Origin of the sequence: Klebsiella sp. WOUb02 (assembly GCF_050058015.1) — a bacterium.
In the GTDB taxonomy this organism is placed as follows: Bacteria; Pseudomonadota; Gammaproteobacteria; order Enterobacterales; family Enterobacteriaceae; genus Klebsiella.
This window is the reverse complement of sequence record NZ_CP170106.1, coordinates 741,889-755,146: the sequence shown is the minus strand read 5'-3', so window position 1 is coordinate 755,146 and position 13,258 is coordinate 741,889. Positions and strand designations below refer to the sequence as shown.

16 protein-coding genes and 2 pseudogenes are annotated in these 13,258 nt (G+C 52.3%); 2 read left to right on the top strand and 16 right to left on the bottom strand.

The annotated features are described in order from the left end of the window. Positions 1–17: 17 nt before the first annotated feature. Positions 18–272, top strand: a complete 255-nt coding sequence (locus ABOC21_RS05825; protein WP_426812246.1) for a hypothetical protein — start codon at positions 18–20, stop codon at positions 270–272. Here ABOC21_RS05825 and ABOC21_RS05820 read toward each other — a convergent pair. The 9 genes from ABOC21_RS05820 to ABOC21_RS05780 form a co-directional block, all read right to left on the bottom strand. Then, positions 234–539 (bottom strand): hypothetical protein, encoded by a 306-nt coding sequence (locus ABOC21_RS05820; protein ID WP_426812245.1) that lies wholly within the window; start codon positions 537–539, stop codon positions 234–236. The two genes, ABOC21_RS05825 and ABOC21_RS05820, sit on opposite strands and share 39 nt — an antisense overlap. Beyond that, positions 532–1,026, bottom strand: a complete 495-nt coding sequence (locus tag ABOC21_RS05815) for a hypothetical protein (RefSeq protein WP_426812244.1) — start codon at positions 1,024–1,026, stop codon at positions 532–534. Before ABOC21_RS05815 ends, ABOC21_RS05820 begins: the two co-directional genes overlap by 8 nt. Positions 1,027–1,106: 80 nt before the next feature. Then, entirely contained in the window at positions 1,107–1,724 is a 618-nt protein-coding gene (locus ABOC21_RS05810; protein ID WP_426812243.1) for a DUF3164 family protein, read from the bottom strand. Between the two features lie 527 nt (positions 1,725–2,251). Then, a complete protein-coding gene (locus tag ABOC21_RS05805) occupies positions 2,252–2,539 on the bottom strand; it encodes a hypothetical protein (RefSeq protein WP_426812242.1) in 288 nt (95 codons plus the stop codon). Between the two features lie 14 nt (positions 2,540–2,553). Next, positions 2,554–2,823, bottom strand: a complete 270-nt coding sequence (locus tag ABOC21_RS05800; RefSeq protein ID WP_426812241.1) for a hypothetical protein — start codon at positions 2,821–2,823, stop codon at positions 2,554–2,556. A gap of 13 nt (positions 2,824–2,836) precedes the next feature. Continuing rightward, positions 2,837–3,076, bottom strand: a complete 240-nt coding sequence (locus tag ABOC21_RS05795; protein WP_049083275.1) for a hypothetical protein — start codon at positions 3,074–3,076, stop codon at positions 2,837–2,839. Positions 3,077–3,080: 4 nt separating this feature from the next. Beyond that, positions 3,081–4,028: an AAA family ATPase gene (locus ABOC21_RS05790; protein WP_426812240.1), complete on the bottom strand. Its 948-nt coding sequence runs from the start codon at positions 4,026–4,028 to the stop codon at positions 3,081–3,083. A gap of 35 nt (positions 4,029–4,063) precedes the next feature. Continuing rightward, the gene (locus tag ABOC21_RS05785; protein WP_426812239.1) at positions 4,064–6,166 is read right to left on the bottom strand and encodes a Mu transposase C-terminal domain-containing protein; all 2,103 of its coding nucleotides are present in this window, start codon (positions 6,164–6,166) and stop codon (positions 4,064–4,066) included. Between the two features lie 22 nt (positions 6,167–6,188). Further along, the gene (locus tag ABOC21_RS05780; protein WP_426812238.1) at positions 6,189–6,452 is read right to left on the bottom strand and encodes a helix-turn-helix domain-containing protein; all 264 of its coding nucleotides are present in this window, start codon (positions 6,450–6,452) and stop codon (positions 6,189–6,191) included. A gap of 177 nt (positions 6,453–6,629) precedes the next feature. Here ABOC21_RS05780 and ABOC21_RS05775 point away from each other — a divergent pair, with 177 nt between their 5' ends. Continuing rightward, the gene (locus ABOC21_RS05775) at positions 6,630–7,364 is read left to right on the top strand and encodes a LexA family transcriptional regulator (RefSeq protein WP_426812237.1); all 735 of its coding nucleotides are present in this window, start codon (positions 6,630–6,632) and stop codon (positions 7,362–7,364) included. Between the two features lie 267 nt (positions 7,365–7,631). On the opposite strand, the pseudogene ABOC21_RS05770 reads toward ABOC21_RS05775, so the two are convergent. The 7 genes and pseudogenes from ABOC21_RS05770 to ffh form a co-directional block, all read right to left on the bottom strand. Beyond that, positions 7,632–9,003, bottom strand: a pseudogene (locus ABOC21_RS05770) (PepSY-associated TM helix domain-containing protein). Between the two features lie 57 nt (positions 9,004–9,060). Continuing rightward, a complete protein-coding gene (locus ABOC21_RS05765; protein ID WP_426812236.1) occupies positions 9,061–9,525 on the bottom strand; it encodes a DUF2946 domain-containing protein in 465 nt (154 codons plus the stop codon). A 121-nt stretch (positions 9,526–9,646) separates the two neighbouring features. Continuing rightward, complete coding sequence (rplS, locus tag ABOC21_RS05760) at positions 9,647–9,994, bottom strand: 50S ribosomal protein L19 (RefSeq protein WP_006178051.1); 348 nt, start codon at positions 9,992–9,994, stop codon at positions 9,647–9,649. Positions 9,995–10,034: 40 nt separating this feature from the next. Beyond that, positions 10,035–10,802 carry a tRNA (guanosine(37)-N1)-methyltransferase TrmD gene (gene trmD / locus ABOC21_RS05755; protein WP_426812235.1) on the bottom strand — a complete coding sequence of 256 codons (768 nt, stop codon included), beginning with the start codon at positions 10,800–10,802 and terminating at the stop codon, positions 10,035–10,037. A gap of 31 nt (positions 10,803–10,833) precedes the next feature. Continuing rightward, positions 10,834–11,382 (bottom strand): ribosome maturation factor RimM, encoded by a 549-nt coding sequence (gene rimM / locus ABOC21_RS05750; protein WP_426812577.1) that lies wholly within the window; start codon positions 11,380–11,382, stop codon positions 10,834–10,836. Between the two features lie 18 nt (positions 11,383–11,400). Continuing rightward, on the bottom strand, positions 11,401–11,649 hold the full coding sequence (gene rpsP / locus ABOC21_RS05745; protein WP_426812234.1) for a 30S ribosomal protein S16: 249 nt from the start codon (positions 11,647–11,649) through the stop codon (positions 11,401–11,403). Between the two features lie 240 nt (positions 11,650–11,889). Continuing rightward, a pseudogene (ffh, locus tag ABOC21_RS05740) lies at positions 11,890–13,255 on the bottom strand (signal recognition particle protein). Positions 13,256–13,258 lie beyond the last annotated feature (3 nt).

Below are 13,258 nucleotides of genomic sequence, written 5' to 3'. Positions count from 1 at the left end.
GAGTAAAAGGAACTTTTATGCCCAATACTTCTGATGATTATAATTTTGATATCGCTGGCTTTTTGCTCGCAGGCAATATCATGATCAAACTCGTTGAAAAAGGCGTCATTGATATGCGTGATGCCAAAGACATCATTGAAAGAACCCGCTCAGCATATAAGCACAAAGACATGTATAAAGATGAACGATTCGCAAATGATGCCGACACATTCATAGATTCCCTCTTCAATAAGCTATGGGCGTCCAGACCTGATGCAGCAGGCAAAAAATAACGCCCGCTCATAATCTGATTTAAGAATGATGGACAGATCATCCACACCAAGCTCACGATAAACAATTTCATCCTGGGCTTTTTTGTTCAGGTAATTAATTTCGGCTTCAATCAGTGATATTTCACGGTTAATAACGTTCATCACATCGGTGACCGACCAGCCTTTTTCAATGCCGGTATTGACGATAAGACGTATCCGCTCAAGCATCCCGTGCTGTTGAAGGACATCGTCAAGCTCGATCAAAGTGTATTTGTTGGTATCAGACATTTTTCACCTCCGCCTGCATACGTTCGGCATACTGCTGTTCGCGCGTCATCTTCTGAGCCGCCTGCATCAGCAGACTGATGGCCATACGGGCGCGGGCGGCGGCATAGCGGTTACTGGTTTTGGTGTCACGGTAGAGGGTCTCAGCCAGCCCCAGTTGTTCACTGGCTTCCTCCAGCAGACCCGGAACGGACGGACCAAAGGGACTGACTGGCTGAGAGTCCACACCCACAATCTGCGCCAGCCGGTTCATTTTGCGATGTTTTTCAAGGTCAATCATGGGCCCCATCCCGTTGTGACGCAGCTGCTCAATCATGATCTCGACATCTGCCGCTTCTTCGGCCACTTTATCGCTGCCAGCCTTGTGATTAATAAAACGGACGCAGGAAGCTGATAATTCGCTGGCTTCCTCCGCCAGTACCAGCACCTGAGAATCGAAGCCCCATTTAGCAAACGCAGCCTCAAAAATACCTTTTGTTTTCGGATTCATAATATGTCCTTACTGATTTTCGGCGTGAGCAACCCCACGGCGCTGACGCCGGAAATACAACAAAGTTAATTAACGAATATTCAGAGTCTGGCTAAATCCAGCGATATCTGCTTATAAGTGCCATTATCCTGACGCTCATATAACCGCAGGTACTGACTGGTTCCCGTGACCTGGATAGCATCGGCCACAGCGTCCATCGCTTCATTCCATTTTGCATCGTCAATATTCAGTGAGCGGAGACCCAGAACCTGATTGATATCAATCCGGCCCTGTTTATTGACGCGGAAGGCATGATCGACCATCGCCATAATCTTTTCGTTAGCCCCGGCAGACCATTCTCTGATGCAGTCGTCAATCAGCTTCTTTGCCGCCTGAATGCGCTCATCAAAGATGCGGTGCTCGCCTACGGCGCGAACCAGCTTATAACGGCCATCAAAGCTGACCAGCGTGACATTGCCTTTGGCACCGCCATACTCCACGCCGTATTCCGCTGCTGAAAGGTCGATAAAATCACCGATTTTCGCCATAGAGCCGATCTTGAACTCGACCAGCGACTGACGCTGCAGACGAGCCGCCTCAACGATGCCGAGCACCACTTCATCACGCAGTTTATCCAGCGGTTTAATCTGGGACTCAGGAACCAAATGCCCCTGAGCGTTGACGCGATACCCGTCAGGGATAGAGTCAGGCTTATTCATATTTTCCTCAACTGATTGTTTGTAGATCATTGTTTTCTGCTAACGTCACTGGCTGATTCGTTCTTCCAGCCCAACCAGAAAGAAGTTTGCTATGTCATCCGAAGATAACCGCCTTCCTAAAGACGTTGCCTTTGCCCACGCAGTACAACTGGCTGCTGCATTTATCAGTAACGGCGATATCCGCCTCAACGCGCAGTACCCGACCTGAATCACCGACTTTTGATATGACGACGGATCTTATCGAGACGCTGTATGAAAAAATTCAGCACTCGTGGGACTATCTTGACTGACCTGCCAGTATTTTCCGGGCGGGACTCATCCGCCCGTATTTGCGCCCGCATAGAAACATAAATAACCTCCTTCATAACGCTTCTGTAAAAGGATGTGCCGGGTTTGACATTTTTGACCTCAGCTTCTTCGTTCAGTAACGTAGCCGTCCGGTCATCCAGTGTTACACCTCGGGACTTCATATAAAGGTTAGCGACAGAAACATTATTTTTATTTACCGTATTCATAAATAACCTCTGTTAATAGCATTCTGAAAAAACAATATTCGAAACAACCCGACGACTTAATTCCATCTTTTCAGCAATAACCGGAATGGTCAGCCCCTCTTTATAAAGCTCGCGGCAAAGATAGATATCATGGTCATCCGCAGGTTTAACCAGAACGGATAACCCCCAACGGTTGGCTTGTGCGCAGATGGCCTGACGGGTGCGGTTTAGTTTCTCGCCTATCTCCTGTGCCGTCATTTTCCCGGCATTCTCACAGACAAACTGAATTTCCTGCTTAGTCCACATACGGCGCTTTTCCATATTTACCTCCATCATTAGTGACTAACCGGTTTACGAAAATGATGCCGGGCCTGAGCAGAATTCTTCGACGAGCCAGCTTCGTTAAACCCCTGAATGAAATACTGACCCGCAGCCTCAATAACGGTCGGAAGCATGTTATGAATGATGGTCGCAATGTGATCCGCTGATGACGGCGCATCACTGTTATGACCTTCGATACGAGGCTTAATACTGAGATGATCCTTTTTCATTTGTCCGTCGACGAAAGTATCCTCAAGGACGATATCAATAATAATTATAGGCATGATGATTTCCTCTTTAACGCCAGATAACATGACAACCTTCGAGCGTGGCCATCCACACGGAACGGGTCCCGGTGGGGCAGCGTTCAATCAGATGATTAGCCCTGTTCACCAGTTCAGTCGGCGGACAGGTGATTTCCAGGCACGGGCGGCGCATCCACACCCGCATCTCCGTAACATGACTACCTCGCGCCTGCAGCCATGCCTGCGCAGCGGTGGCCATTCCAACATGTTCAGCAATACGTTCAGTAATCATGGTTTTACCCTCGCAATAACTTTGAAACATCAACGTCCAGATTGAGATCGTTGTATGCCTTACGGATAAACGTCTCATTAAGCGGCTTTTTCGCGCCGTGAGCCGTCATGGCCGCGAGGCGAAGAGTATGGCTGAGGGTGCGCAGGGCTCCGGGCTTGGCGGCAATTTCCTGCAGCAACGTGCGCTCTTCTTCACTGGTGATATGCCACGCTTCAGCGACAGCAGACACATCGGCTTTTTTGGTCTTGTTGATGGCGACGCGTTTGGCAATACGCGAGAAAAGCCTCGCGAACTCGACGGTGCGGCTGACGCCTGTCATGTTGGAATAGACATTATGGTTCCCCATCAGCACGAGTCCCACGCGGGCCGACTCCTGCAGGAGTCGCAGCTCCTCAAGGACCTCCATACCGAGGTGGTCAGCCTCATCAATAACTATCAGACCTTTTGTCCCCGAGAGACGGCGGCGAACGGTACGCACCAGCGGCCCCTTATGGCGTGGTGCTTTATCGATACCCAGCGCCTCAGCCAGTTCGGTGATACATTCAAGGATGCTTGAGCTGGAGGGCGAAGCGGTTATCATCCAGACGTTATCGTTACGCAGGCAGTATTCACGTGCTGCCTCTGTTTTACCCACGCCGGGATTACCACAGACGATGCTGATGCAGGTCATCTGGCGGGCATAACGCAGCGCCGTCCAGATCTGACCGGCGGTCTGGGTCTCGATGAACTCCGGCGTTTCAGGAAGTTCAGAAGCGTACTGCTGCTCTTCAATCCAGCGGGAAAGCGCACTTTCGACACGCTCGTTATCGCCAACATATTTTTCATTCATAAAGCCACTGAGGGCACCGGATGACAGGCCGATTTCTTTTGCGATGGCAGCGAAACTGATACCTTTCTCTGCGGCAAGATTGCGCAGAACCTCGCGAATATCGGTAATATTCACTTCAGACATAATTCACTCCATTATTTGAATTTATTTAAACGCCATTAAATGGCGCTTTTACGCTCGTTTTTTTCCAGCATATCGAGGGCTTTATTGAGATATTCATCCTCGCTGTATTCCGCTTCCTCCATTTCTGCCAGCGCCACCGGTGTCGCCCCTCTGTTGGGGCGATAGACGTTGCCGTGCCGCCATTCCTGCTCTGCCGGAGCTGGCAGGGTGTGGACGTTCTCGGCCTCGGCCAGGCGGACTTTCTCCTCGCCGCGCTGACGCATCCCTTTGATACGTTGCTGACGCTGGTGATATTCGGCAGTGACCGGAAATGCCTGCTGTTTATTGCCATCCCAGACAGCTTCGCAAATAAATGAACCATCCGGGCGACGAATAACCACTCGGGTTGCGTCGTGAATATCGTAATTAACGAGCACTTTATTACCGTGCTCGTTATTCAGCTCAGCGGAGTAATACAGGTTATTGAATAAACGGACCTCACAGCGGTTGACGGTTCGCTCTATCTGCGGCATAAACATCTCACGCAACTCCAGATCCGACAGCCATTCTATTTCTGTCGCTTCTTTTTCCAGCTTGTAGCGGCGGAACTGTGCCGGGGTGAAGTGTTCACCATCACCGCGACGCGGCAGAGACTCATGCGGGCGGTTGTTATACCACTCGACACCGGCCTCGATGTGTTCAATCAGCGATTCCCATGAGGGCAGATCGCGCAGGGTCTGCTGTTGTTTTGCCGTCGGCTCTTTCCCTTTGTTCGCTGCATTCGTCGCGGACTGCAGCGCTTTTGTCATGCGACGAACGGTGCTGCGGTCTGCGCCGGTGCCGTAATAGGTGGCGAACTGGCGTGAAATACGCATCCCTAGCGTTTTGTTGAGGATCTCAATAATGCCACGCCCCTGCGGATTTTCAGGGATACCAAGCCGGTGATCGATACCGAGCCGTGGAAGAATACCGGTCAGCTCAGCATCGAAGGTACTATTGGTCTCGCCGCCACCGTTATCGGAATAGTACAGGAACGGTTTGCCGTGGTTTTTAATGCCGTGGCGCAGGGCGTCGGTAACGGCTATCACATTTTCAGACAGTGCCAGACTCCAGCCGACAATATAGCGGCAGCTACCATCCAGGATAAACGTCACCTCCGGCGAGAACGGGTTGCCGTGGTCAGGATGGGCGACCTTCATCTTCATGCCGTGGCCGTCACCAATCCAGACGTAATTAACCGGTAATGACTCCCAGTCACGGCGGACAAAGCCCTCATACTGACGGAACTCGCTGCCGGTGATGCGGCCTTTCTGCTTAACAACAACGGGTAATTTATTCATGGCATAGCACACCTGATCGTAAGAAGGGATGGCTGCGGCCATCATCGAATCATCCCGGTAACGCTCAGCCCATTCAGTTGCAAAATCATCGTAAGCCTCCTGAATACCGCGACCGTCAGGGCGACGATAAAAACTCAGGAACTCGGGCAACCATCTGATTTCTTCAGGCTTAACGACCTGACGTTTACCCGGAGCAAGCAAAAGAAGACGCTCAGCGGCAGAGCGGGTTTTATTGAAATCAGCCACCCAGCGCTTGAGTGATATTTCACTCAGTGACCGTGACGTGCCTTTTTTGGCGTTTGCCAGAGAGACGGCTGCGGCCAGCCACTCAGGCAGTTCGCCACTCTGAGCCTGACGAACAATCTCGCGGATAGCTTTTGCCTGGCTGTATCCCGGCAGTTCTCCGAGGCGCAGCACTTCAACGACCAGAGCCATACGCGCATCAGCAGTCTTGCGCTGTGCCGCTGTCAGACCGTTCAGCTTCTGTTCCATCAGCGCCGGGCATTTGCGGTACACCGTGATTTTGCTCTCCTCGGCACCTTTGGTGTCCGGCGTAGTCGATGCGGTAGCAGGAGCGACAGGCGGCTCTTTCGGTGAACTGTTCATTAGTTCTTTTATCTGATTAACGCGTATAGCTTCTTGTACCTCTAAAGGAAGACTCTCCAGTTTGTAAACAAACCCACCCCCCATACCCCGGCGTTTCTGAGAAAGCCACCCCTCTTTTTTTGCTCGTTCACGTATGTTTCTTGACGTTTTTGGCAACCCAGGCAGATGCATTTGAGCTAGGTCTTCAGCGCTAAAATGAGATTTCATGCTCATAAGAAAACTCCGTTTACACTAATTACTTGTGTACATGAGCAAAAGAGTGGGTAAAATCGCTGCCATATCGGCTTGGCCAAATTTCCTCAGGGGGAACACCTATCGCATCGGCGATGATTTTCTGCCCTTTAGGCCACTTTCGATCAAGTGCATTGCTTAAGGCGGTAGGCGTTTTGTAACCGTAGTGCGCAGAAAGGCCGCGAAGAGACCAGCCACGTTTATGCAGTGCCGCAACTATGTCAGCACGATGCCAGTCTAGGGGTACTTGCTGATTTTTTTTATTCATGACTTTTGCTCATTTAGTGAAATCATGAATAAAGGCATTCGCAAATGCTAAAGAAATCAACTCGGATAAATCAATAATTTGAAGCATCCGAGACCACAATCCTTCTCATTTGTGCGAATTATAAATAAATTAATTTAAAATCAGTACGTTATAATCCAACTCGGATGAGGAGTTAACATGGCATTGGATCGTCCAGAACAAGAAAATAAACTCGGATGCGAAGGTTTTCACTCTCGTTTGCGTTTATTGCTGGAAAGATTTAAAAGCAACAACGCTTTTGCTGTGGCTGCTGGCGTTTCAGCTTCAGGGCTAAACAGGCTTCTGGAGGGAGGGTATCCCACACTCCCCATACTCATAGCTTTGGCAAAAGCTGGGGGTGTATCTGTTGAATGGCTTTCCACCGGTGGAGATTTGGTAGAATCAAAATTACCGGCTCTCGTTCAGGGTAGCTCAGCCAGCATTACAGATGTAAAAGGTAACAACGTAGACCTTGAGGAGTTTGTCTTTGTCCCACGATACAACGTGTCCGCATCTGCTGGCTATGGCTCATGGAATGATGAAGAGACACCCATGTTTACAGTTTCGTTCCGCCGTTATTGGGTAACCAATCACCTGAAAGCTGATCCTGCTAAACTATCTGTAATAAGTGTTTATGGCGACTCTATGGAAGGGGTTTTGAACGATAAAGATATAATTCTCATAAATCATGCAGATAAAGAACCCAGAGAAGGGATTTACGTTTTACGTATTGATGGTCTGCTCATCGTTAAACGAGTGCAAAGATTACCTGGGTCATTATTGAGAATCACAAGCACCAATCCGGCTTACGAGCCATTCTCCATAAATCTCAATGATGTCCCCAATGATTTCGATATCGTCGGGAAAGTGGTTTGGTATGGTAGAGTCATCTAACCAAGTCTAAAATTTTTGAACGGCATTTAAAGCTGATTTTTGGACGTTTGAATTCAGTTTCTGATTAGTATCAATAGATTTCAAGGAGCGGTCCTTTCATCAGATTCAGTATCAAATCGTCCAGCCCTTTGGATCCAGCATTCCCGCCTGTTCCCACTTATTTCTGCTTATTCCCGGTAATATCAAATGATTCCCTTCATAACATACGGCTAAAGGGCGTGCCGAAAACCGCCGGGTTACGGTTGTTATCAGCACGCCTTAACTCCCTTACTCTACTGAGCTGGCGAGCGTCGCTGCGCTGGCCGCACGCCAGCACAGATAGTCAACGGCAATACACAGCAGCAGGCTGGCGCCCATCAGCGGCAGCGCCAGCCCCAGCAGGGCAGCAATCACCAGCGCGAGCGTACGAGCGGGCCATGCCAGATTAAGCCAGGCCTGCACCAGCGTACCTGCCGGGTTAAACGTCGCCTTCGGCGGACGGCGAATCCACCATAAGCGATACCCGACGACAATCATCACGCATAGCGCTGAGCCAAAAGCGATCAGCAGCAGCTGATTAGCCAGGCCAAAGAGGATCCCCATGTGGAAATCGACGCCCCAGCGGGTAAGTTTTGCCATCAGCGGGAAATCGGCAAAGCGCGTACGGTCAACAACCTGCATCCGTTCACCGTCAATCGCCACCGCGTCAACCTGCGTCGGCCAGCCCCGGTCGATTTCGTTCACCGTCCAGGCGAACCCCGCCTCCTTCGGTGGACGAATCTCAAGCTTACTGGCATCGAGGCCTGCGCTACGCGCGAGCGTCAGCACCCGGTCAAACTGCTCCCCCTGCAGAGGCGGCATCGTTTCGGGCATCGCCATATTGCCCATATGATGTTCGGCATGAGCATCGTGGGCCATCGGCATCGCGGCGCGCAGCTGAGTATTGACCTGCGGCGTCAGCCAGCCGAAAGCGGCGCGCATCTTATCGACATTATCCCCGGCCCACTGCGACCAAGTTAAGCCCGTCGCGGAGAACAGCAGCATTCCGGCCAGCAGCACCCAGCCGAGAGAAACATGCAGCCGACGCGTATTTTGCTGAGGATTATTGATGCGTCGACGCGGCCGGGTCATTGCCCATAGCGCAATGCCTCCCAGCGCGGCAACCCACATCCAGGATGCCGCCAGCTCGCTATACAGCCGGCCGATATTACCTGCCAGCAGCGACCTGTGCGCGTAATCAATCCACTGGCGCAGGGGCAAAATACCGCTGGTGCCATAGACCGTCATATCGCCTTTAACCCGTAAGGTCACCGGATCGATAAACAGCGCCCGGGATTCAGATTCTCCCAGCTGCGGATCGGCGAACATCACCCGCGTGGTCTCGCCGGGGGCAATGGCAGGTCGCACCGCCTGCAGGCGAAGATTTCCCTGAGTCAGCGCCTCCGCGGCCGCGATTTGGGCGCTCAGCGGCTGCTTCTCACCGCCGGGTGTCGCGCTCAGCGCATCGTGATACAGCCAGTTTTCCAGCCTGCGGCGTGGCAATATACAGCGTACCGGTTAGCGCAGCCACGAAGATAAACGGCCCGATAAACAGGCCAATATAAAAATGAAGACGCCGCAGCAGGTTCAGCCATGCCGCGCGCGAGGTGCAGGTAGTCATACTTTTCCTTTCCGAAAGCAAAAAGAGAACGTTGCGCAGTGCGCACGTTATTTTTTATTAACAGGAAACAGCAGACCGGCGCGGCGGCGCGCGAGTATCGGGATAGAGCCAGGGGAAGTAGTGCCAATGCTTCTGCACCGGGCGAGCCGTAAAGATACGCAGTCGCCGCAGGATGAAGGTGATAAGCAGCGCCAGCGCCAGCAGCAGGCCCGGCACGTGGGCTAGCAGCACGCAGTAGCCGCAGGCCTCGGCGTGGTCAGCCGGCACGGTATGCGCAGGCGTAGACGTAGACGTAGACGCCGGCGGAGCAGAGTGGGACATCTTCATGCCGTGAGGCATTTCCATGGCATGAGGCGTTTCCGCCATCATCATCGCGTGGTGCATTCCGGGCATCGCGCCCATCGGATCTTTTTGCAATGAGATAGAGATCAGCGGAGCGACGACGATCAGCAGGATCGAAAACAGCGCCAGCCATGCGGCCCGCCATTGATGTGCTGACTGTCGATAAATATTGCCGGCCACCGCCCCTCCATCGTGAGGGCGATATTGTAAATGATTTACATCAAGATAGTTAAAACAAAGATAAAAAAAGGGCCAGCCTACCAGGCCAGCCCTTTTTATCAGGATGTCGCGAAAGCGAATCTTAGTTAAGACGCTCTTTGATACGAGCAGACTTACCGGTACGCTCACGCAGGTAGTACAGTTTAGCTTTACGTACAGCACCACGACGTTTAACAGCAATGCTGTCAACTACCGGAGAGTGAGTCTGGAAGACACGCTCAACGCCTTCGCCGTTGGAAATTTTGCGAACAGTGAATGCAGAGTGCAGACCGCGGTTACGAATAGCGATAACCACGCCCTCGAATGCCTGCAGACGTTTTTTGGAACCTTCAACAACCCATACTTTCACTTCCACGGTATCACCCGGACGGAAGGAAGGTACGTCCTGCTTCATCTGTTCTTGTTCAATTTGCTTAATAATGTTGCTCATAATTTAATCTCTTATCCTGGGTAAACTGATATTGGGGGCGTTACGCCATCCCATCATGTTTATGCTGCTGTTTTGCGTGTTCAGTTTTGAACTGCGCCAGCAACTTTGCTTGCTCTTCAGTCAGAGCCAGGTTTTCCAAAAGTTCAGGTCTTCTAAGCCAGGTGCGGCCCAGCGACTGTTTCAAACGCCAGCGACGTATCTCAGCATGGTTTCCCGACAGCAATACCGGCGGTACTTCCATCTCTTCTAACACTTCAGGACGGGTATAGTGTGGGCAGTCCAGCAGACCATCGGCAAAGGAATCTTCCGTTGCCGAAGCTTCATGACCCAGAACCCCCGGGATGAACCGGGAAACGGAATCAATCAGCGTCATTGCCGGTAACTCACCACCGCTGAGAACGTAATCGCCGATTGACCATTCTTCATCAATTTCGGTCTGAATTACGCGCTCGTCTATCCCTTCGTAGCGACCGCACACCAGAATCAGCTTCTGATTCGCTGCCAGTTCGCTGACGCCCGCTTGATCAAGCTTGCGTCCCTGAGGCGACAGATATATCACCTTAGCGCCTTCACCTGCCGCGGCTTTTGCTGTATGGATGGCGTCCCGCAAGGGTTGCACCATCATTAACATCCCCGGTCCGCCGCCGTAAGGACGATCGTCCACGGTACGGTGCCGGTCGTGCGCGAAGTCGCGAGGACTCCAGCACTGGATGCTCAGCAGGCCATTTTTTACTGCCCGGCCAGTTACCCCGTAATCGGTAATTGCGCGGAACATTTCAGGAAACAGGCTAATTATGCCAATCCACATAGCGCCGTCTTTTACCGTTTATTCGGAGAATTTAAAAACCAGGATCCCAATCTACTTCGATTGTTCGAGTAGCGAGATCGACTTTCTTGATAACCTGCCCATCGAGGAACGGAACCAGCCGCTCCTTGATGCCAAACGCATCTTTCAGGTTTGCCTTGATGACGAGAACGTCATTTGACCCGGTTTCCATCATATCGATGACTTTGCCCAGGCCATAGCCTTCAGTGGTGACTACCTGGCAGCCCATCAGGTCTTTCCAGTAATAGTCGCCCTCTCCCAGCTTCGGCAACTGCGAGGAATCCACGATAATTTCGCAATTAGTCAGCAGATTCGCAGCATCGCGATCGTCAACGCCCTTCAGCTTGATGACGATATCCTGATTGTGGTGGCGCCAGCTTTCCAGCTCAACAACCTGCCACTGACCCGCCTTCTGGATTAACCAGGGCTGATAGTCAAAAATGCTTTCGGCGTCTTCGGTGGAGGAGAACACTCTGAGCCAACCACGGATACCGTAGGAAGAACCCATTTTGCCCAATACGATCGGATCAACAGGTGCTTGTGCGGTGTGTTGCTTGCTCATCATGACCACCGTGACAGATTAAGCTGCTTTGTTCGCTGCTTTGATCAGCGTAGCTACGCGATCGGAAACGGTAGCGCCCTGGCCAACCCAGTGAGCGATACGATCCAGATCCAGACGAGTTTCTTCTTCGTTCGCGGAAGCTATCGGGTTGAAGAAACCAACGCGCTCGATGAAGCGGCCGTTGCGTGCATTACGGCTGTCGGTGACAACAACCTGGTAGAACGGACGCTTTTTAGCGCCGTGACGAGCTAAACGAATAGTTACCATAACATCCTCTTGTGTGAATAAAACAACCGGGCCCCATCGAGGAACGGGACCCGGGTGTCATATTAAAAGCCCGAAAATTTTACTGATTTCTGTGCAAAAATCAATTCAAAACTGCAATACGCTAAATAATTCGAGTTGCAGGCAGGCGGCAAGTGAGTAAATCCCCGGGAGCGTACACAAGTACGTGACCGGGGTGAGCGAATGCAGCCAACGCATCTGCGGCTTGAATTATGACGCGTATTAGCGACCGGGGAAACCGGGCGGCATCATCCCTTTCATCCCACGCATCATCTTCATCATGCCGCCTTTCGACTTCATCTTCTTCATCATGCGCTGCATATCGTCAAACTGCTTGAGCAGACGGTTAACGTCCTGTACCTGCATCCCGCAGCCCGCGGCGATACGGCGCTTGCGCGAACCTTTGATGATCTCAGGTTTAGCGCGCTCTTTCAGCGTCATCGAGTTGATGATCGCTTCCATCCGCACCAGCACTTTATCGTCCATCTGCGACTTAACGTTATCCGGGATCTGCCCCATGCCCGGCAGCTTGCCCATCAGGCTGGCCATACCGCCCATGTTCTTCATCTGGCGCAGCTGCTCGAGGAAGTCGGTCAGGTCGAAGCCGTCGCCCTTCTTCAGCTTGGAGGCCAGCTTTTCTGCCTGCGCGCGGTCGACCTTGCTCTCAATATCTTCGATCAGAGACAGCACGTCGCCCATGCCGAGGATACGGGAGGCGATACGATCCGGATGGAACGGCTCGAGGGCTTCGGTTTTCTCGCCGACGCCGAGGAATTTAATCGGCTTACCGGTGATATGACGAATCGACAGCGCCGCACCGCCGCGGGCGTCGCCGTCCACTTTGGTCAGCACCACGCCGGTCAACGGCAGCGCTTCGTTAAAGGCTTTCGCGGTATTCGCCGCATCCTGACCGGTCATCGCATCAACGACGAACAGCGTTTCTACCGGGTTAAGAGCAGCGTGAACCTGCTTGATTTCGTCCATCATCGCTTCATCGACGTGCAGACGACCGGCGGTATCCACCAGCAGCACGTCGTAGAACTTCAGCTTCGCCTCTTTCAGCGCGGCATTAACGATGTCGAGCGGCTTCTGGCCGACGTCGGACGGGAAGAAATCAACGCCCACCTGCTCGGCCAGCGTTTCCAGCTGTTTAATCGCCGCCGGGCGATAAACGTCCGCAGAGACCACCAGCACCTTCTTCTTGTGCTTCTCGCGCAGGAATTTACCCAGCTTCGCAACGCTGGTGGTTTTACCCGCACCCTGCAGGCCCGCCATCAGCACCACGGCCGGCGGCTGAGCGGCTAAATCCAGCGCCTGGTTCTCTTCACCCATCGCCGCAACCAGACTCGTTGCGTACGATCTTGACGAACTCCTGGCCCGGGGTCAGGCTTTTGTTAACTTCATGCCCTACCGCGCTCTCTTTTACGCGGCTGATGAATTCACGCACGACGGGCAGAGCAACGTCCGCCTCGAGCAGCGCCATGCGCACTTCGCGCAGGGTTTCTTTAATATTGTCTTCGGTAAGGCGTCCGCGGCCGCTAATGTTGCGCAGCGAACGCGACAAACGATCGGTTAAATTATCAAACATTGT